Origin of the sequence: Bacillus cereus group sp. BfR-BA-01350, assembly GCF_022663775.1 — a bacterium.
Lineage (GTDB): Bacteria > Bacillota > Bacilli > Bacillales > Bacillaceae_G > Bacillus_A > Bacillus_A paranthracis.
This window is the reverse complement of sequence record NZ_JAKUGD010000004.1, coordinates 164,878-183,339: the sequence shown is the minus strand read 5'-3', so window position 1 is coordinate 183,339 and position 18,462 is coordinate 164,878. Positions and strand designations below refer to the sequence as shown.

The window sequence follows — 18,462 nt, the reverse complement described above, 5'->3', positions numbered from 1 at the left end:
AAAGTTTTTTTATATTTTTTTAAAATGACGGACATAAAATCAAATATACCTTCGAATTATATATATGGATAACATAAATATGTATATAAAAGGGGAGCAATAAGATGAAAGAACAAAAAGAAATGTTTGAAGAAATCTCTGAGGTACTAAAGGTATTGGCGCATCCTGTTCGTTTATCATTAGTAAAAATAATGCTTGCAAAAGGTCCTACTAATGTAACAACAATGTATGGTGATTTGGAAATGCCTCAAAGTACAATTAGTCAACATTTATCTAAATTAAAAGCTGCTAAAATGGTTACAGGTACTCGGAAAGGATTAGAAATTTACTATGAAGTAACTGACAATCGTACAAAATCAATATTAGCATGTTTAGTTTAAATGCTGACGTCTATTTCAAAATAAGAAACGCTATTCTTTCCTATGTTTTTATAGAGAGAATAGCGTTTTTAACATTTTTAAGGATTATCTTTTTATTAGCTTGATGGTGATATGGTATTATCTCTAAAATAAAAAAATATTGATTTCGCTTTTATTCTTTCTCAGGAGTTTGAGCTCAAAAGGCCGACTATCACTTTGTTTCCAATGCAGTGGACAGTGGAAGAACTTATATTTTTGAATAGAGGGAATTATATGTTTTTGATATATTAATAGTTAGGAACCACAAATAAGGGGTGAAGATATAGAAATGGAATTATTTGATTACTATAAACGAAAAGGAAAGTTGAAACTGTTAATTGGGACGGGTATTTTTATTCTTGCTTTATGCGCTGTATATGAAGATTGGGGACATATTAATTGGGGGCAGTTTATCTTTTTTGTTATCGCTGCTTCTATCTTTTTTGGGATTGGATTTTGGCAGTTAAGAAAAGGAAAGTTGATACAAAAGAATATGATAAAAAGTAATGCAACATTTTGGGATGTTGATACTTTGGTTGTATTAGAATTACCAAAACGAAACAAGCAATTTGGTTTATATCATCCTGATGGTAAGTATATAGCAGGAACAAAGATGGTTTCATCAAATATTCTTTTTTCAGTAATACCCTTTTTACATAATAAAGATGTTTACGGATTAGAAACGAGTAGCGGGGAAATTCTAGCTTATTTTCATACTGAAGTGGACGGATATGATTGGGTAGTCTATGACTCAAATTATAATCAGATTGGTATGTTTAAAGAAAAAATGATACAAGGATTTACTATGATACGAGGTACTTTGATGACAGATAAAGCCACAAAATTGTCAGATGTAGAAGTTGAGTTTGATTTTATTCAAAGTACTCTCCGTACAATAGATGGACGTACATTAGTAATTGGTAAGCAGGGATATATGCCTATAGAATGGAGTGAAAGGTTTATGGGTTTAAATGTGCCTACTATTACCTTAGGTTCTAATGCGTCTAATAACGAAAAAATTCTCGGTTTAGGTGTGCTCCTTTATAGTTTACGTACAATTGAGATTAGAAAAAGTCGGGCAAGTGTTTAATGAGGTAGAAGTAGTGTTTATATGCGAAATTGTATAGAAATCTCATGTTTCTAATTATATCTTTTTAGATTGATGGATGTGGGGTCACGTCCATCAATCTAAGAAAACAAGTTAGCCCAAAAACGATAAAAATAAAATTTATAAAAACACAAAATATAAACATTGAGGATTAAACAAAGTATATAGTGCCTTTTTAGTCATGTAATCTTTTGAGCTGATGATCTTTTCCCCATTCAAATAGTTCATTCATAATTTGCATTAAAGATTTCCCGTATTCGCTTATTGTGTACTCAACCTTTGGTGGTACTTCTTGATATACAGTACGATGGATAATCCCATCAGCTTCAAGTTGCCGAAGTTGTTGAGTCAGAACTTTTTGCGTAATGTTTGGGATTTCTCGTCGGATTTCATTTGTTCGCATTTTTCCATCCATCAAAACACATAAAATATGAACTTTCCATTTTCCACCGATTACATCGAGCGTCGTTGCAATTGGACAGTTATCATTTTGATTCATATAACACCTCCAAAGGTACCTCAAGGTTCCTATAGCACCTGAAAGTACGTACTTTTCAATTATATGTAATGCATTCATACTAATATGTAAAGGATTGATTCATTTATAAAGGGGATGGAAAATGATGAGAACACTTGTAATTGTAGCACACCCTCATATTGAAAAATCAAAAATTAATAAAAGATGGACAGAAGAACTTGAGAAACATTCAGATGAAATTACGGTGCATGAATTATATAAAGTGGCACCAAACTGGGAGTTTAATATTGAAGAAGAGCAAAAGTTATTAGTAGAACATGACAGATATATATTTCAATTCCCGCTATACTGGTACAGCACACCGCCATTATTAAAAAAATGGTTTGATGATGTATTAACATATGGATTTGCATACGGATCAAAAGGGGATAAAGTGAAGGGAAAAGAGTTTGGTGTAGCAGTTTCTATAGGTGGATTAGAAAAAGATTATGAAAATAGCGGAATTAAGATGGATGAGTTGACGAAACCATTCCAAGCTACATGCCTATATACAGGTATGGAATTTATACCTTCATTTTATTTATATGGTGCCGAATATAAACTAAGTGATGAAGAGATTGATAAAAGTGCACCTGAGTATGTGCGATATGTAATGAATAAGAAGTATTCTAATATATAAGAAGAAACAGCCATTTACTTGTGAAGTAAATGGCTATTTTATATTCTTATTATATTCACTAAGTGTAATCTTTAGTAAATTAATAGTTAATCTGATAAAATAAAAAACCTAACATATATAAAGGGGAGTTTTACTTGAGAACGATGCAAAAATTACTACAAAAAAGAGCAATGCAATCACCAAATTTGGAAGCGCTTGTAGGGGGGGAGAAAAGATATTCGTTTCAGCAATATAATGAACGAGTAAATCAGCTTGCACATTATTTATTACATAATGGTGTGCAAAGAGGAGATCGTATAGGAATACTATGCAAAAATAATCACCCATTTCCAAGCGTTATGATGGCAAGTTTAAGAATTGGAGCGGTATTTATTCCGCTAAATCATCAGCTTACTGTATATGAATTAGAAACGATTGTAAAAGAAGCGAAATTAAAAGTGTTAGTTATTGATGAAGAATTTAGTGAAGTGTTATTAAATGTTAATGCTGTTAAAGAAATTCCTTATGTAATTCAAACGACAAAAGAAGGCTTTGGTTCATTTGAATTAGAGTTGCAAAAACAGCCAATGACAGAACCGAACGTAGAAGTTCATGAAGAAGACGATGCCATTTACTTATTTACTTCAGGAACGACTGGACAGGCAAAAGCATGCGTAATTGGACATAAAAACTTACATCATTATTTTGCTGAGATTGCAGGACAAAGAGAAATTCCAGCAGGTGAACGCTTTTTATCCGTGCATCCATTATTTCATATGAGTGGCGTGCTTTCTATTTTAAATTGTATTTATCATGGTGTTACGATGATCTTCTTAGCTGATTCGAATCCTACTCTTATTTGGGATAAGATTGAAGAAGAGAAAATTACTACGATGCTTGCATTCCCAGCTGTTTATAGCTATATGCTTGATGAACTAAATAAAAAAGAACGTAACATCTCTACTTTTAAAGTAGCACAAAGCGGTGGAACAAAAGTGCCAGAAACACTCATCCAAAAATATATGGAAAAAGGAATCTATATGGTGCAAGGCTATGGTAGTACAGAAGGTTGGGTTGTAACATCATGGCATCCAATGATGGGAAAAGAAAAGATGTCTTCTGTTGGAAAAGCCTTGAAAAATGTAGAGGTGAAAATTGTTCATCCAGAAACAGGACATGAACTTAAAGCAAATGAAGTTGGAGAGATTCATGTAAGAAGTCCATATATGTTTAAAGGGTATTGGAATAATGAAAAGGCGACAAAGAAGGTAGTAAAAGATAATTGGTTTAACATGGGCGATGCTGGCATGATAGATGACGACGGATTCTTGCATATTATGGGAAGATATAAAGACGTTATTATACGCGGTGGTGACAATGTATATCCAGACCAAGTAGAAGATGTTATTCATGAAATACATGGTGTTTTAGAAGTTGCAGTAGTTGGACTTCCAGATGAATTTTGGGGAGAGGTTCCAAGAGCTTACATTGTGAAGGATGGCGAAACAACAGTAACAGAAGAAAGTATTATTCAGTATTGTAAGGAGAAGTTAGCAAGTTACAAAATTCCAGAAGTGGTATTCTTAGAAGAGTTACCGAAAAATGCTTTAGGGAAAGTGTTGAAGAGAGAATTAAGGGATGTAGTTCTTGTGAAATAAAAATGTTATTAAACGATGAAGAACCCAGTTATGTATAAAGCATGACTGGGTTTTTGTCTATCAAAACATAATAATTTACTAGATTTTGTATTTTGTGTAAGATAATAAAGAATATTCAAATATTAATTAAGGGAAGAGATGTAAATGAAGCTACCGCTATTACAGGTAGAGACAGAGAGACTGATGATCCGTCCGTTCCAAAATGATGATTATGAAAATTGGTTAGATGGATTTCATAAGAGGTTACCATCGCAGTATAAATATGACGATGGTTATCAAGTTATGGCATCATCAACGAAAGAATGGTTCACGGAATGGATAAGAGGTTTTGATGAAGCAGCACATCGAGATGAAATGTACGTATTAGGTATTTTTCGTAAAGAAGACGGAGCTAATATTGGTAAGCTAGAGCTGATTAAAATTTTACGTATGGATTATCAGTGGGCAATGATGGGCTACTCTATTCATAATCAATATTGGAAAAATGGATATGGGGCAGAAAGCGTAAAAGCTGCGTTACCGTTATTTTTTAATTGTCTTCATTTTCATAGAATCGAATTACATATACGTGTTGATAATGAGCCATCCGTTCGTCTTGCGGAAAGAGCAGGTTTTTCTTTTGAATGCAAGAGAGAGGCGTTTTCATTAGAGAATGGTAAGTGGATGGATTTTCTTATTTATTTTAAAAATAAGGAGATGAATATATGAGAGTTCTAATTACAGGTGGAAATCGTGGATTAGGGTTACAGTTAGTAAAAGTGTTTCATGAAAATGGACATATTGTTTATCCATTAGTTAAAACTGAGGTTGCGGTAATGCAATTGAAGCAAATGTTTAGTTGTAGATGTTTTCCTATATTAGCAGACTTATCGGCTGATGAGAGTACAGAACAAATTAAGAAACAGCTTGAGGAATATACAGAGTATATTGATCTAGTTATAAATAACGCAGGAATTACTGGAAAGGAGACTGAGGTTTTACATACGAATTCAGAAGAGTTAACGGACTTATTTAATATTCATTGCTTAGGTGTAATTCGAGCTGTAAAAGGTACATATGTGGCTTTAGCTAAATCGTATTATCCGAGAATCATAAATGTGTCCTCTCGGTTAGGTTCATTGCATAAAATGGCCAACAAAGAGTTTCCGCAAGGCCATTTCTCATATTCATATCGAATTGCTAAAGCTGCACAAAATATGTTAACGCTCTGTTTACAACAAGAGTTTGAGGATAAAGGAATTCGTGTAACTGCTATTCATCCTGGAAAATTAAAGACTGAAATTGGTGCTTTTGATGCGAATATGACCCCGGCTGAAGGAGCAAAAAATATATATGATTGGATAATAGATTCAAACGAGGATGTTTCAGGGAAGTTTATTGAGCCAGGTGTAGGTGAATTAAAGTGGTGATATACGATCTTGCAATCATTCAGAATCTGTTTGGCCCTTCTAAAAAAGTATTAAATGGCTTACCACATGCAGTAACGATTGAAGAAATCGAAGAAGACGTTTTGTATAACGTACAAACATATAAAGCAAAGATAAGTAGATTTGAAGAGGTTTGTTTTAATTGGGAGTTAAAAAGAGCGAGTATTGTATTAAACAAAAGGTTTAGTAGTTATAACTCAAGTGTGAGAGTGTTACTTGATGCCGGTTTTTCTTTGCACGCAGCAAAGATAGAAGTATGTAGAGAATTGAACAATATAGAAGAACTTGAAAGACAATATACATATCGATCAATAGCAGAAGGAACGTTATCGGAAAAAGATTTTAAATATATTTGGGAACAATGTATGTCGGGTTCAGGGAATCAAACTTCAATTTTAACTATCGATGAACATTTTTATTCTGTACAAACAGAGTTAGGTAAGGGTTGGGAAAAGTCATGTATTGTTTTTTATGATAAAAATGAGCCGATTGGTATGTCCATACCGCATATAGAAACTGGAACAGAAAGTGAAGGACGATTATTTTATTTTGGGGTAATGCCTTATTATTGCGGGAAAGGAATTGCTTCCCGGCTGCATCTTCAATCTTTACATATGTTAAAGGAAATAGGGGCTACTTATTACATCGGAAGCACACATACTTCAAATGAAAAGATGCAGAGAATATTTTGGAGAAATAATTGTTCGTTGAAAACGGAGATAGAGCTTTATTATAAAATTTTTAAAGAAGGTTAGGAGAAAAGAAAATGAAGACTATAAACGTATTTCATTATGACGCATTTACGAATAAACCGAATATGGGTAATCCAGCAGGTATTGTATTAGATGCAGATGGATTAACAGAAGAGGAAATGCAGCGTATTGCTGAAAAAGTTGGATTTAACGAAACAACTTTTGTTCTTTCCTCAGAAGTAGGAGATATAAGAATGCGCTACTTTACACCTGGTTTTGAAATGGATTTATGTGGTCATGGGACAGTTGGGACAATATTTGCTTTGCGTGAAAGAGGTTTATTAGAAGAGAAAAGTAACCTTACGATTGAAACGAAGGCTGGGATTTTACCGATACAAATAGGTGTAAAAGAAAATGGAGAAGCCTTTATTAAAATGAGGCAGGCAGCACCTCAGTTTAAAGAATTTACAGGTTCAACAGAAGAATTAGCTCATAGTATCGGTTTAGAAGTAAATGATTTAGATGTAAGTTTACCGATTGTATATGGAAGTACGGGGAACTGGACTGTAATTGTACCGATTAAAAATCTAGATGCGTGTGAGAGAATGAAGCCTAACAATGAGATGTTTCCATCGGTATTAAAAGAAATACCTAACGCTTCTATTCACCCAATTTGTCTAGAAACTTATGACGAAAAGGTACATATGCATGGGCGTCATTTCTCATCAGCTTATGCTGGAACGATTGAAGATCCAGTGACAGGAACAGCTTCAGGTGTAATGGGGGCGTATTATGCGATGTATTTGGAAAAAGATTTTGACCATGAAATGGAGTTAATTGTTGAACAAGGACAGGAAATACATAAAGATGGTCGTGTAACGGTGTATGTAACGAAAGTTGAAGGGAATGCGAATTTACAAATTGATATTGCTGGAACAGCGGTGTATGTGAAAGAATTTGAAGTTTCAATATAAAAAAGAAAGCCCGGCATACATCCGGACTTTCATTATCTGTTCAATACTTCAATATACGAAGCATCTCCAGTTGTTCTTAAAGCAGAGCGAAAATTGTTATTTTCTAGCGTTTTAGCGACTTGTTGTAACTGCTGTGCATCATCATGATGGATAAGCAAGCTGTCAGCACCGCTTTCCTCTATATGAATGTGTTCGACATTTCCGATGGCATCATGTACAGCTTTTAAAAATTCAGGTTTCATATTGTCCTCCTATATGTATGTAACGTTGTTGTTAGTATTTCCTTATTTTTGAAATGTAAAAATGAATGAATTTTTGTTATATTATGATTTTGGAAGGGGTTTCCTATTCGTGTGTCAAATGATAGTAAAGTTGTCTTTTGAATTGAGGGAATCTTGGGAATTGAAGGGTGAGGGAATGGACATTTCAATAATTGCTGCACAACTAGTTAAGGAGAACGTGATTTCACATTATCCAAATAGCATAAAAGTGTTGAACGGAGGAACGACAAGTACAGTATATTTGTTGGACGGAAAATATGTTGTAAAGCTGAATGAAGCGGAAGTAATACGGGAAGAAGCTCATTTTCTTTCTTTTTATGAGGGGAATACTTTGTTTTCAAAGCTTTTGTATAAGGAACCTTTCCATACGTATATTGTGTATTCTTTTCTTGAAGGTAGTACTTCTTGCGAACAAGGGCATAAACGAAGTACGCTTCGTACACTCGTAAAAGAAGTTATTAATAAGTATGAAATAGTTTCAGATGTAGATGTCTGGGGATGGAAAGAAAGTCCGGTTCAATCTTGGAATGAATTTTTAACGACAAATGTGATGGAAGCTCATGAAAATGTAAAACGTTACATAAGTGAAGAAGAGTATAGAACGGTTCTTAAGTTAGCAAATAGGGACGCTGGAATAAATCGGCCGTTTTTATTACATGGTGATCTTGGATTCCATAATTTTATATTTCAAGAGAATAAGCTGCATGGTGTAATTGATCCTTTACCAGTGTTAGGAGATCCTATATACGATTTAATTTATGCGTTCTGTTCAACCCCGGAAGATGTAACGAAAGAAACGATTGATTATGCGATGAAACAGTGTGTGTTTCATAAAAAAGACCGTAATTTATATGAAGAAATAGTCATAGGCTTATATTTGCGTATAGATACGTGTTTAAGACATCACCCGAAAGATTTAGAAGATTATTTAGTAGCTTGGCGTTATTGGATGGACGAGGTTGAGGTGACTTTATAGTACAAATATTTTTGGGGGGATCGTGAAATGAATGTTTCAGAAGCGAAAAAGGATTTAGCAATCAAAACGAAGCGAGGATTACCGATTATATTAGCTGGTGTTTTATTTTGGATAGTTATGAGTATAATGGGCTTTGTTCTTTCTGAAAAACAAGTGGTGTGGGTATATTTAATTGGCATGGGATGTGTGTTTCCTTTCGGCTTAATGATAGCTGCTATATTGAAAATTGATATGTTTGCGAAAGGAAATCCGTTAGGGGTTTTGGCAGGATTAATTGGTGGGATAAATGTATTGAATATTCCGCTTGTATTACTTGCCTATTTTCAATTTCCAGAATGGTTACCTTTTGTAGTAGCGATGTTAATAGGTGTTCATTTTATCCCGTACGTATGGATTTATGAAAGCAAAAGTTACGGTTTATTGTCAGTAGGGACTGTATTCGTAACGTCAGTTTGCGGGATTCTTTTTGCGGAAAAAGGATTTACTGTCATTCCATTATCCGTTACAGCTGTTTATTTACTTACTTTTATCAGTTTATTAATTGAAAATAAAAAAGCAGATCATTATCAACAAAAATCAGCTTAATAAAAATAGAGGGATAGGGGAAATTATGATGAAAAATTTCGTTTGTACAACGTGTGGCGTGCAGTATGCAGCGAGTGTAGAAGAACCAGTGAGTTGTCATATTTGTGATGAAGAGAGACAATATGTGAATCCGAAAGGGCAGTCTTGGACGACGCTAGAAAGCTTACAAACAAGTGATACATATAAAAATGAAATAATCGAAGAGGAAAATGGGCTTTTTAGTATTACGACAAAACCAGGATTTGCGATCGGTCAAACGGCATATGTAGTGAAAACAGAGTCATATCGTTTACTGTGGGACTGTATTACTTATTTAGATGAAACGACAATTGCGAAAATAAAAGAGCTTGGTGGACTAGATGCAATTGCATTGTCTCATCCTCATTATTATTCAACACAAGTAGAATGGGCGGAGACATTTGATGTACCGATTTATATACACGAAGATGATAAAGAGTGGGTGATGCGCCCGAGTAGTCGTATTATTTATTGGTCTGGTGAGTCTTTACAATTAGCGGATGGATTGGTTATTCATCGTTTAGGTGGTCATTTTAAAGGTGGATCTGTCTTACATTGGGAAGAAGGTGATGATGGGAAAGGAATTTTGTTAACAGGTGATATTATTCAAGTTGTAGCGGATGAACGATGGGTAAGCTTTATGTACAGCTATCCAAACTTAATTCCATTACCAGCGAGAAAAGTGGAAGAAATGGTGAATCGAGTGAAGCCGTTACAGTTTAATCGTTTATACAACGCTTTTCATCGAGTAGTAAAAGAACATGCAAATGAGGCAGTGGAACGTTCTGCTGAAAGATATATTAAGGCGGTAGAAGGAAAGTTGTTTCATACGTAAAAGGAGAGTTAGTTTTATGAAAACGTTAGTATGCTTTGGGGATAGTATTACAGCTGATGAAATGTTTTTCAATGGAACGCCGAGGTTAACACCACGTTTGCGAGAGATGTTTCCGAATTGGAACGTAGTGAATGCAGGTGTTCCAGGTGATAATACGTTTGATGCGTTAAAAAGGATTAAAGAAGATGTATTATCACATAAACCAGATTTCGTAACAGTTTTTCTTGGCACGAATGATGCAGTCTCTTTTTCGCAAGGGTCATTACAAGCATACAAAGAAAATTTAGAGAAGATTGTGAACCATATTTCTTCAGGTAAAGTACTGCTTATTAGTCCTGCCCCAGTTGATGAAGAAAGACAGCATAATAGAACAAATGAAGTACTCGGTCAGTATGCAGACGTGGTAGAGGAAGTAGCGAAAGAAACAGGAAGCTATTTTCTAAATTTGTATGCTGAAATGATTCAAGAACGGAATTATAAAACATTTGTAGAAAATAATGAAAGAGATGGGCTACACTTTGGACCAGAAGGCTATGAGTATGTAGCGAAGTTAATTGGTGAAAAGTTAAAAGGGATTTTATAAAAAAGCAAAGCGATATCGCTTTGCTTTTCATTGTTTTTAATAGCTCAATCTAGAAATGCTTGTTGCAATGCTTTCAGTCCATCACTGTAAATACTATGAAAAAGGTTTATTGCCTCTTCATCACTAACTTCAACAGGAGTGAATGTACCAGACCACTCTACTACCGATGTGTTACTTTCAGTACCTTCTTTCACCTGGATTGTAGATAGATAATTTGTGACTGGGAATGGTGCATTCATGATTGAATACGTGTAGTATCGTTCTTTCTCATTGAATACTTCTAATCGTTCTATAATCGTGTCACCATCTGGATTAGCTAGGTGACGTACACGACCGCCTTCCGTTAATTTACTGCTAGGTATATAAGGTAACCAGTCTGGAAGGGAGTTGAAGCCTCCGATTAATTGCCATACTTGTTCAGGTGAACCGAAAATTTCCATAGATGTAGTAGTATGTGCCATGTTCATTACGCTCCTTTTCATCCCGGTATTTGCGGGTAAATAATCAGTGGGGATTGCCCCACTGATTAAGGTTTCAATTTATTTTACGTTGATTGGTAGTGGTGCATTAGGTGCTATTAGTTTTTGTTCACGCATTTCTTCCCAGAATGCTGCTGGAATTACTGTATTTAAGGCGTTTTGGTCTTCTACAATTCGTTCCGGTTTACTTGCACCAGGAACAACGGCAGCAACTGCTGGATTCGCTAGTGAAAATTGTAATGCAGCAGCTTTGATACTGATTTCGTGACGATCTGCAAGAGCTTTGATTTTCTCAACTTTTGCAATGATTTCTGGTGATGCTTTTTGATATTCGAAGTGAGCACCTCCAGCAAGAATACCTGAGCTATATGGGCCACCAACAACAATATCCATATTATGCTTAACAGCTGCAGGCATTACTCGTTGCAATGCACGCTCGTGGTCTAGTAATGAATAACGACCAGCTAGTAAGGATATATTTGGCTGCGCTTCTTCTAAATCAAGCATCAGTTCAATTGATTCTACTTTGTTTACTCCAAGTCCCCAGCCTTTAATAACGCCTTCTTCACGTAAACGTGTTAGTGCACGGAATGCTCCTGTTCGAGCTGTTTCAAATTGTGAAATCCACTCATCACCATAAAAGTCTTGTGCTAAATCATGAATGAAAACAAAGTCTAGACGATCTGTTTTTAAACGTTTTAAACTTTGCTCGATAGAACGAAGTGTTGCATCTGCGCTATAATCATTGATCATTTTATTTTTACGACCAAATTCGAACAGTCCGCCTTTTTCACCTAAATCACGTGCAGATGGATCTTCTAGTTCATCTGAAATCGTTCGACCGACTTTTGTGCTTAAAAAGTAATCATCACGATTTCTTTTTGATAGTGCTTCGCCAAGACGAATTTCTGCTAAACCAGATCCATAAAGTGGAGCTGTATCAAAGTAACGAACGCCATTCTCCCAAGCAGCATCCACTGTAGCGATTGCTTCTTCTTCTGGAATATTACGGTACATATTTCCTAGTGGTGCTGTACCAAAACCAATTTTTTCTTTTAGTAATTTACTCATTATTAATATCCTCCTAAAATGTATTTAAAAATTAATTCATCATTGTGAATGGATGTGAAAATGAAAATATGTCATTTCATCGTCGGACAAAATGTATGATAAAAATACTCACTTTAAAGTACCGGGACAAGAATGTAATTTCTAATACTGCATGACTCACTCAACTCTTACAAATGCTATTATGAAATGTATTTTACATAATGAAAAGTACGTACTTTAAAGTGATATAGATACTAAAAAGTAATACAGGTACTTTTTGGTACCGTACTACTCATCTGCTGTTTACATATGCTATTATGAAACATGTTTAACAGGGTAAAAAGTACGTACTTTAAGGTGCTATAGATACTTAAAAGTAATATTTAAATCTTTAGCTTACTTGCCTTATCACATTATTAAAGGAGATTTTTATATGAAAACATATAATATTCCTGTAGAGGCGACTTTACAGGTTATCGGTGGGAAGTGGAAAGTAGTGATCCTTTGTCATTTAAAGAAAGATAAAAAGAGAACGTGCGAATTAAAACAATTAATGTCTGGTATTACACAAAAGATGTTAACACAGCAATTACGTGAATTAGAAGAAGATGGTGTAATCGAGAGAAAAGTGTATAACCAAGTGCCGCCAAAAGTAGAGTATTCGTTAACGGAATACGGTCATTCTTTAGATGCTATACTCGATTCTCTTTGTAACTGGGGAGAACATCATCTTGAAAAGAATGGCAACACGTCTATGCTTATTACAGCAGAATAAACAAGAAAAAAACGAACGAGAATACGTTCGTTTTTCTTTTTGTATATAGGAATATTTTTAAACGGCATAATTACTTTTTGGTAATATAGGTACTTTTTTGTGCTGTAGGAACTAAAATGTGCCGTATAGAAAATTATTTGTTTTTACGTAACAATAGAGAAGAAATTTAGAAAAAAGGAGGGAGATTGTGTGAAACAATACAATATACCGATAGAAGCAACTTTAGAAATTATCGGGGGAAAGTGGAAAGTCGTCATTTTATGTCACTTAACGAAAGGAACGAAGCGAACGAGCGAGTTGCAGCGTCTAATTCCTGAAATTTCTGTTAGAATGTTGACGCAACAATTACGTGAGCTAGAAGATGATGGTGTGATTACACGTGAAATCTATAAAGAAATTCCACCCCGAGTAGAATACTCCTTAACTGATTATGGGTGGTCTTTGCAAAATGTATTAAATCAATTGACCGTATGGGGAGAACGATGCATAGATAGAAAAAATAGTAAAGTTAAGTGAAATGAAATCTCTTTATGTAATATTGAAAACACCACCTAATGACGAGGTGGTGTTTTTTAGTATAAAAATTTAGAAAGTAAGGATCTATACCATATTAACAACTGTTTTAGCCGTGATGAATAATGGATTAAAGTTTTCATAGGTACTTAAAAGTGCCTTCATCACTTTAAAGTACGTACTATGCTTCATAATATAACCGTTTTATAATGACACTCGTAGCAAGAAGTCATAACGGTTTTAAGCTATGTTCAAAAAGACTTATTAACTAGTATAGTCTTTTGTTCAATTTCTTTAGTAGGAGATGTTTATATGGTTGAAGAACTTTTTTATAAAAAAATACTTAAAAATCTTTTTTCAGATCCAGTTCAAATTACACTTTGGAATGGAGAAACAATACAATATGGAGAAGGGGAACCTCAATTCCATGTAACATTTCATAAGCCGCTTTCAAAAAAAGAGATTGCTAAGGATCCTTCTATCGCATTCGGTGAAGCATATATGAATGGAGATCTTGAAATAGAGGGTAACCTTGAAAAAGCAATTCAATCTATTTATAAAAGGCAGGATAGCTTTTTAGGTGATAGTAAGTTGCAATATTTCAAAAGTAAATGGAATTTCTCAAAACAAAAAAATAAAGATGATATTGCTCATCATTATGATATTGGGAACGATTTCTATAAATTATGGCTAGATGAAACAATGACGTATTCTTGTGCGTATTTCCAAAATGAGCAAGATTCTTTAACGACAGCTCAGCATAATAAAGTGAATCATATTTTGAAAAAGTTGAACCTTCAAAAAGGTGATACGCTATTAGATATTGGTTGCGGGTGGGGTGAGCTCATTACAGCTGCCGCTAAGCAGTACGGTGTGAAAGCGATGGGAGTAACGTTAAGTGAGGAACAATATGCTAAGACTTCCGAACGAATTAAACAAGAGGGACTTACGGATTTAGTTGAAGTATCTTTACTTGATTACCGTGATATTAAGAATCGTAAATTTGATAAAATTGTTAGTGTAGGTATGATTGAACATGTAGGAAAAGACAACATTACACAATACTTTGAGACAGTGAATGCACTACTAAATGATGGTGGGATTTCGCTACTTCATTGTATTACTTCTCCGGCCAATGGTGGTGCTACGAATGGTTGGATTGAAAAATATATATTCCCTGGCGGATATGTTCCTGCTGTTAACGAATTAATCACGAACATGACAAACGAACAATTTTACATTGTTGATGTGGAAAGCTTACGTAGACATTACGGGAAAACATTACAGCATTGGGCTCGAAATTTTGAAAACGTACTGGAGGAAGTTCGCAAAACGAAAGATGAGCGATTCATTCGTATGTGGCGCTTATATTTAAATGCATGTGCAGCTTCGTTCTTTACAGGTAATATTGATTTACATCAATTTGTATTTACAAAAGGTATTAACGATACAATTCCGATGACACGTTCTTATATGTATGAATAAGAGCATGTAATGAAGCAGCTCTGTAACTACTCATCGAGTGTAAATAAAATGATGGTAGGACATAAGTCTATAACTTAAAGTCGAGATCGGAATCAGAAAATGATTTCCATCTCGACTTTTTTATATATAATTTTAAAAACAAAACTATATACTTTTAATGATAAAAATATATAATAAATATAGAATCAAAAATTTATGAGCAAGGAAGTTGAATAATATGACATTAACAATGGGCTTTATTGGATTTGGAAAATCAGCTAACCGCTATCACTTACCGTATGTGAATATACGTAAAAATATAAAAGTAAAAACGATTTTTGCTCGCCAAATTAATGAAGAATTAGCGGCTCCATATAAGGAAAAAGGTGTTAGTTTCACTACTGATTTGAACGAATTGTTGAATGATAAAGAAATCCAAGTAGTGACAATCTGTACGCCAGCACATACGCATTACGAATTAGCGAAAAAAGTTATACTTGCTGGAAAATCAGTTATCGTTGAAAAACCATTTTGCGATACAGTGGAACATGCGAAAGAATTATTAGCTTTAGGACGAGAAAAAGGTGTAGTAGTTATGCCTTATCAAAACCGCCGTTTTGATGGTGATTTCTTAGCAGTGAAGCAAGTTGTGGAACAAGGATTCCTTGGTGATATTGTTGAGGTTGAATCACATATTGATTATTTCCGTCCGGGTTCAATCACTCACGAAGGTCCGAAAGAAGAAGGTTCATTTTATAGTTTAGGTATTCATACGATGGACCGTATGATTTCACTATTTGGCCGTCCAGATACAGTGACATACGATATTCGTAATAATGAAGTGAAAGGTGCGGTTGATAATTATTTCGATGTTGGTCTACATTACGGAAATAAGTTGAAAATTAAACTGAAAACGAACCATGTTGTAGCGAAAGATTATCCGCGCTTTATCGTTCATGGAACAAATGGATCGTTTATTAAATATGGTGAAGATCAGCAGGAAAATGATTTGAAAGCGGGTATTATGCCTGAGAGTGCAGGATTTGGTGAAGATTCACCAATGTACTATGGAATTGCGAAATATCGCAATGCAAATGGTGATTGGATTGAAAAACAAATTAAAACGCCACTTGGTGATTACGGTCGTTTTTATGATGCAGCGTATGAAACAATCGTGAATGGTGCACCAAAACTTGTGAAAGATGAAGAAGCGATAACGAATATTGAAATCTTAGAAAACGGATTTGCTGCGCCATCACCTTCCGTTTACAAACTTGAGGCTTTAAACTTAAATGAATAGAAGAGGGAATACAGCATAAAGGAGGTATGGAAATGGCAAGCGGATCCACACAAGTAAAATACCTCGGCATTTATCAAAAAATGAAACAGCAAATTTTAGACGGCGAATATAAGATTAACGAAAAAATTCCAAGTAGCCCCGTCCTCGCTGAAGAATTTGATGTTTCTGTCCTTACTATAAAAAAAGCGCTGGATCTGTTAGTTAGAGACGGCTACATCATTCGCCGGCGCGGAAGTGGAACGGTCGTTCAAGATTGGCGTCAACAGGAAAAAGCACGAATGATTCAAACTTTAACAGGTACAAAAGCTGTTTATGGCAGTGAGGTAGAAAGTAAAATTATTGAGTTTACGATTGTCGGTGCCGATGAAGTCATTGCTGAAAAATTGGGTATTTCAGTAGGGGATTTTGTATATAAAATCATCCGCCTCCGCATCATTCACAGTATTCCAACGATTATGGAGCATACATGGATGCCGATTTCGGTCATTCCAGGTGTTGAGGTTTCTGTTTTAGAGGAATCAATCTACTCCCACATTCAAAATAAACTAGGTCTTCAAGTGGGAACATCCGTTGTTAGGGTTAAAGGAATTCGCCCGGATGATAAAGAAAAGCAGTTTATGAACTTAACAAATCAAGATTTCCTAATGAGAGTGGAACAGGTGGCCTACTTAACGGATGGACGCACTTTTGAATACTCTTATGCCGATCACTTGCCGGAAACCTTTGAATTCGAAACAGTTATTACTGCAAAAAGTTATAAAGAGGTATAAAAAATAGGTTGGGGCACGTATTGCCTCAACCTATTTTCTGTTTTCAATATAGTAGGAACAGCTATTATTCATCTGCTGTAATCAGCATGGATGTGTTACCGGTTTTTTCAAGATGAACTTCTCCCCAGGAACAGAGGGAATCGAGTATAGCTCCTAATGACGAACCGTAATCCGTTAAAGAGTACTCTACTTTCGGTGGCACTTGGTCATATACTTTCCTTTGGATTACACCATCTTCTTCTAGTTCCCGTAATTGTTGTGTTAACATTTTTTGTGTAATACCAGGCATTAAACGTTTTAATTCACTCGTTCTTTTTGTGCCTTTCTTTAAATGGCAAAGAATAACAACCTTCCACTTTCCGCCAATAACTTCTAAAGTCGCTTCTACAGGAATATTGTATGTCTTCATAAAAAACCCCTTTGATGAATGTAGATTACAGTTTTGGACCTAGATACGCTTTAATAATAAAATTATTTCTTTTTAGTGCCTATAACACTTTAAAGTGCGCACTATTTATTGTGCGAAATATCGTTCATAATAACCGATGTAGAACTGCACTAGAAAGTTTATATGTTACTTTTTAGTACCTATAACACTTTAAAGTACGTACTTTTTATTATGCGAAATATCGTTCATACTAACACATGTAAGTAAGAAATGAATAAAATGTACTTTGAAGTGCATTTGGAATGGGTCGGCATAACACTATGGGGACATTCACAAAAAATGATTAATTAATCCAAGACTTAACATTTGATTAATAGAACTGTAAGGTTTAAAATTACAGTATAGATTTAAGAAGTGAGTTGTCATCATCTGTAAAATGTAGTTTCAACTATTTTATAAAAGAAGCATGCAAAGAACCGAGTAGTAAAAAATAAACGAAACATTGCGGAATAACTAACATTACGTGAATTTGATTCTAAACTGTAATTTTTTTTAATACATTTCAACAAACGATATTTAAAGTGTACATTTTATAAAGAACATTAAAGGAGTGAGTGAAATATGGTGGTTTTATATACAACAGCAAGCTGTGCTTCATGTCGAAAAGCGAAAGCATGGCTGGAGGAGAATCAAATTGATTATACGGAAAAAAATATCGTATCCAATTCTATGACAGTGGATGAACTTAAGTCCATTCTTCGTTTAACTGAAGAGGGTGCTACTGAAATTATTTCAACTAGATCCAAAACTTTTCAAGACTTAAATATAAATATAGATGAGCTTTCGCTAAATGAATTTTATAAATTAATAATTGAGCATCCGCTAATGTTGCGTCGCCCAATTATGCTGGACGAGAAAAGATTACAGATTGGTTTTAATGACGAAGAAATTCGTAAATTTTTACCACGTAGCGTTCGAACATTTTTAAATATTGAACTGCAAAAGTTGGCTAATTAATAAGTAATGGTATGAGAGAGAAATTTTTTGAAAGG

At 34.6% G+C, this 18,462-nt stretch carries 23 protein-coding genes; 18 read left to right on the top strand and 5 right to left on the bottom strand.

Translation table 11 applies throughout. From position 1 onward, the window contains the following. The first annotated feature begins 104 nt into the window (after window positions 1-104). Both MR147_RS11550 and MR147_RS11545 read left to right on the top strand, forming a co-directional pair. Complete coding sequence (locus tag MR147_RS11550) at window positions 105-380, top strand: ArsR/SmtB family transcription factor (RefSeq protein ID WP_000662957.1); 276 nt, start codon at window positions 105-107, stop codon at window positions 378-380. A 307-nt stretch (window positions 381-687) separates the two neighbouring features. After that, entirely contained in the window at window positions 688-1,488 is an 801-nt protein-coding gene (locus MR147_RS11545; RefSeq protein WP_000418468.1) for a hypothetical protein, read from the top strand. Between the two features lie 193 nt (window positions 1,489-1,681). Here MR147_RS11545 and MR147_RS11540 read toward each other — a convergent pair whose 3' ends face one another. Continuing rightward, window positions 1,682-2,005, bottom strand: coding sequence for a winged helix-turn-helix transcriptional regulator (locus MR147_RS11540; protein WP_001072984.1), 324 nt, complete (start codon window positions 2,003-2,005; stop codon window positions 1,682-1,684). 124 nt (window positions 2,006-2,129) lie between these two features. Here MR147_RS11540 and MR147_RS11535 point away from each other — a divergent pair, with 124 nt between their 5' ends. The 6 genes from MR147_RS11535 (at window position 2,130) to MR147_RS11510 (ending at window position 7,393) form a co-directional block, all read left to right on the top strand. Next, entirely contained in the window at window positions 2,130-2,663 is a 534-nt protein-coding gene (locus MR147_RS11535; RefSeq protein WP_242304370.1) for an NAD(P)H-dependent oxidoreductase, read from the top strand. 143 nt (window positions 2,664-2,806) lie between these two features. Next, window positions 2,807-4,300, top strand: coding sequence for a class I adenylate-forming enzyme family protein (locus MR147_RS11530; protein WP_242304368.1), 1,494 nt, complete (start codon window positions 2,807-2,809; stop codon window positions 4,298-4,300). Between the two features lie 144 nt (window positions 4,301-4,444). Beyond that, window positions 4,445-5,008 (top strand): GNAT family N-acetyltransferase, encoded by a 564-nt coding sequence (locus MR147_RS11525; protein ID WP_074606743.1) that lies wholly within the window; start codon window positions 4,445-4,447, stop codon window positions 5,006-5,008. Beyond that, on the top strand, window positions 5,005-5,709 hold the full coding sequence (locus MR147_RS11520) for an SDR family NAD(P)-dependent oxidoreductase (RefSeq protein ID WP_242304225.1): 705 nt from the start codon (window positions 5,005-5,007) through the stop codon (window positions 5,707-5,709). The genes MR147_RS11525 and MR147_RS11520 overlap by 4 nt, the downstream gene beginning before the upstream one ends. After that, entirely contained in the window at window positions 5,706-6,482 is a 777-nt protein-coding gene (locus MR147_RS11515; RefSeq protein ID WP_242304366.1) for a GNAT family N-acetyltransferase, read from the top strand. The genes MR147_RS11520 and MR147_RS11515 overlap by 4 nt, the downstream gene beginning before the upstream one ends. Before the next feature lie 11 nt (window positions 6,483-6,493). Then, window positions 6,494-7,393 (top strand): PhzF family phenazine biosynthesis isomerase, encoded by a 900-nt coding sequence (locus MR147_RS11510; RefSeq protein ID WP_242304224.1) that lies wholly within the window; start codon window positions 6,494-6,496, stop codon window positions 7,391-7,393. 32 nt (window positions 7,394-7,425) lie between these two features. Here MR147_RS11510 and MR147_RS11505 read toward each other — a convergent pair whose 3' ends face one another. Then, on the bottom strand, window positions 7,426-7,635 hold the full coding sequence (locus MR147_RS11505; protein WP_000801653.1) for a hypothetical protein: 210 nt from the start codon (window positions 7,633-7,635) through the stop codon (window positions 7,426-7,428). A 175-nt stretch (window positions 7,636-7,810) separates the two neighbouring features. Here MR147_RS11505 and MR147_RS11500 point away from each other — a divergent pair, with 175 nt between their 5' ends. From MR147_RS11500 to MR147_RS11485, 4 genes are read left to right on the top strand one after another with little or no spacing between them, the layout of a single operon-like run. Continuing rightward, complete coding sequence (locus MR147_RS11500; RefSeq protein ID WP_242304223.1) at window positions 7,811-8,650, top strand: aminoglycoside phosphotransferase family protein; 840 nt, start codon at window positions 7,811-7,813, stop codon at window positions 8,648-8,650. A 27-nt stretch (window positions 8,651-8,677) separates the two neighbouring features. After that, a complete protein-coding gene (locus MR147_RS11495) occupies window positions 8,678-9,235 on the top strand; it encodes a DUF7010 family protein (protein WP_001102936.1) in 558 nt (185 codons plus the stop codon). A 25-nt stretch (window positions 9,236-9,260) separates the two neighbouring features. Further along, complete coding sequence (locus MR147_RS11490) at window positions 9,261-10,088, top strand: MBL fold metallo-hydrolase (protein WP_242304222.1); 828 nt, start codon at window positions 9,261-9,263, stop codon at window positions 10,086-10,088. A gap of 16 nt (window positions 10,089-10,104) precedes the next feature. Further along, complete coding sequence (locus MR147_RS11485; RefSeq protein WP_074606732.1) at window positions 10,105-10,671, top strand: SGNH/GDSL hydrolase family protein; 567 nt, start codon at window positions 10,105-10,107, stop codon at window positions 10,669-10,671. 44 nt (window positions 10,672-10,715) lie between these two features. Here MR147_RS11485 and MR147_RS11480 read toward each other — a convergent pair whose 3' ends face one another. Beyond that, a complete protein-coding gene (locus MR147_RS11480) occupies window positions 10,716-11,132 on the bottom strand; it encodes an SRPBCC family protein (RefSeq protein ID WP_000951534.1) in 417 nt (138 codons plus the stop codon). 78 nt (window positions 11,133-11,210) lie between these two features. After that, window positions 11,211-12,221, bottom strand: coding sequence for an aldo/keto reductase (locus tag MR147_RS11475; RefSeq protein ID WP_098946548.1), 1,011 nt, complete (start codon window positions 12,219-12,221; stop codon window positions 11,211-11,213). Window positions 12,222-12,633: 412 nt separating this feature from the next. On the opposite strand from MR147_RS11475, the gene MR147_RS11470 reads away from it, so the two are divergent. The 5 genes from MR147_RS11470 (at window position 12,634) to MR147_RS11450 (ending at window position 17,022) form a co-directional block, all read left to right on the top strand. Continuing rightward, the gene (locus MR147_RS11470; protein ID WP_000860838.1) at window positions 12,634-12,975 is read left to right on the top strand and encodes a winged helix-turn-helix transcriptional regulator; all 342 of its coding nucleotides are present in this window, start codon (window positions 12,634-12,636) and stop codon (window positions 12,973-12,975) included. Between the two features lie 189 nt (window positions 12,976-13,164). Continuing rightward, the gene (locus MR147_RS11465; RefSeq protein ID WP_000816333.1) at window positions 13,165-13,491 is read left to right on the top strand and encodes a winged helix-turn-helix transcriptional regulator; all 327 of its coding nucleotides are present in this window, start codon (window positions 13,165-13,167) and stop codon (window positions 13,489-13,491) included. A gap of 309 nt (window positions 13,492-13,800) precedes the next feature. Then, window positions 13,801-14,973 (top strand): cyclopropane-fatty-acyl-phospholipid synthase, encoded by a 1,173-nt coding sequence (locus MR147_RS11460; RefSeq protein WP_000229046.1) that lies wholly within the window; start codon window positions 13,801-13,803, stop codon window positions 14,971-14,973. A gap of 217 nt (window positions 14,974-15,190) precedes the next feature. After that, complete coding sequence (locus MR147_RS11455; protein ID WP_242304221.1) at window positions 15,191-16,252, top strand: oxidoreductase; 1,062 nt, start codon at window positions 15,191-15,193, stop codon at window positions 16,250-16,252. 32 nt (window positions 16,253-16,284) lie between these two features. Continuing rightward, window positions 16,285-17,022, top strand: coding sequence for a GntR family transcriptional regulator (locus MR147_RS11450; RefSeq protein WP_000146305.1), 738 nt, complete (start codon window positions 16,285-16,287; stop codon window positions 17,020-17,022). Window positions 17,023-17,086: 64 nt separating this feature from the next. Here MR147_RS11450 and MR147_RS11445 read toward each other — a convergent pair whose 3' ends face one another. Beyond that, window positions 17,087-17,431 (bottom strand): winged helix-turn-helix transcriptional regulator, encoded by a 345-nt coding sequence (locus MR147_RS11445; RefSeq protein WP_000860831.1) that lies wholly within the window; start codon window positions 17,429-17,431, stop codon window positions 17,087-17,089. Window positions 17,432-18,031: 600 nt separating this feature from the next. On the opposite strand from MR147_RS11445, the gene spxA reads away from it, so the two are divergent. Next, complete coding sequence (gene spxA, locus MR147_RS11440; RefSeq protein WP_074606723.1) at window positions 18,032-18,427, top strand: transcriptional regulator SpxA; 396 nt, start codon at window positions 18,032-18,034, stop codon at window positions 18,425-18,427. Window positions 18,428-18,462: the final 35 nt, after the last annotated feature.

Coding starts and splice junctions, on each gene's coding strand:
- MR147_RS11520 (WP_242304225.1), top strand. CDS start 5,005: ATGAGAGTTCTAATTACAGGTGGAAATCGTGGATTAGGGTTACAGTTA.
- MR147_RS11530 (WP_242304368.1), top strand. CDS start 2,807: ATGCAAAAATTACTACAAAAAAGAGCAATGCAATCACCAAATTTGGAA.
- MR147_RS11455 (WP_242304221.1), top strand. CDS start 15,191: ATGACATTAACAATGGGCTTTATTGGATTTGGAAAATCAGCTAACCGC.
- MR147_RS11460 (WP_000229046.1), top strand. CDS start 13,801: ATGGTTGAAGAACTTTTTTATAAAAAAATACTTAAAAATCTTTTTTCA.
- MR147_RS11550 (WP_000662957.1), top strand. CDS start 105: ATGAAAGAACAAAAAGAAATGTTTGAAGAAATCTCTGAGGTACTAAAG.
- spxA (WP_074606723.1), top strand. CDS start 18,032: ATGGTGGTTTTATATACAACAGCAAGCTGTGCTTCATGTCGAAAAGCG.
- MR147_RS11545 (WP_000418468.1), top strand. CDS start 688: ATGGAATTATTTGATTACTATAAACGAAAAGGAAAGTTGAAACTGTTA.
- MR147_RS11445 (WP_000860831.1), bottom strand. CDS start 17,431: ATGAAGACATACAATATTCCTGTAGAAGCGACTTTAGAAGTTATTGGC.
- MR147_RS11485 (WP_074606732.1), top strand. CDS start 10,105: ATGAAAACGTTAGTATGCTTTGGGGATAGTATTACAGCTGATGAAATG.
- MR147_RS11450 (WP_000146305.1), top strand. CDS start 16,285: ATGGCAAGCGGATCCACACAAGTAAAATACCTCGGCATTTATCAAAAA.
- MR147_RS11510 (WP_242304224.1), top strand. CDS start 6,494: ATGAAGACTATAAACGTATTTCATTATGACGCATTTACGAATAAACCG.
- MR147_RS11525 (WP_074606743.1), top strand. CDS start 4,445: ATGAAGCTACCGCTATTACAGGTAGAGACAGAGAGACTGATGATCCGT.
- MR147_RS11495 (WP_001102936.1), top strand. CDS start 8,678: ATGAATGTTTCAGAAGCGAAAAAGGATTTAGCAATCAAAACGAAGCGA.
- MR147_RS11540 (WP_001072984.1), bottom strand. CDS start 2,005: ATGAATCAAAATGATAACTGTCCAATTGCAACGACGCTCGATGTAATC.
- MR147_RS11535 (WP_242304370.1), top strand. CDS start 2,130: ATGAGAACACTTGTAATTGTAGCACACCCTCATATTGAAAAATCAAAA.
- MR147_RS11470 (WP_000860838.1), top strand. CDS start 12,634: ATGAAAACATATAATATTCCTGTAGAGGCGACTTTACAGGTTATCGGT.
- MR147_RS11475 (WP_098946548.1), bottom strand. CDS start 12,221: ATGAGTAAATTACTAAAAGAAAAAATTGGTTTTGGTACAGCACCACTA.
- MR147_RS11505 (WP_000801653.1), bottom strand. CDS start 7,635: ATGAAACCTGAATTTTTAAAAGCTGTACATGATGCCATCGGAAATGTC.
- MR147_RS11500 (WP_242304223.1), top strand. CDS start 7,811: ATGGACATTTCAATAATTGCTGCACAACTAGTTAAGGAGAACGTGATT.
- MR147_RS11480 (WP_000951534.1), bottom strand. CDS start 11,132: ATGGCACATACTACTACATCTATGGAAATTTTCGGTTCACCTGAACAA.
- MR147_RS11490 (WP_242304222.1), top strand. CDS start 9,261: ATGATGAAAAATTTCGTTTGTACAACGTGTGGCGTGCAGTATGCAGCG.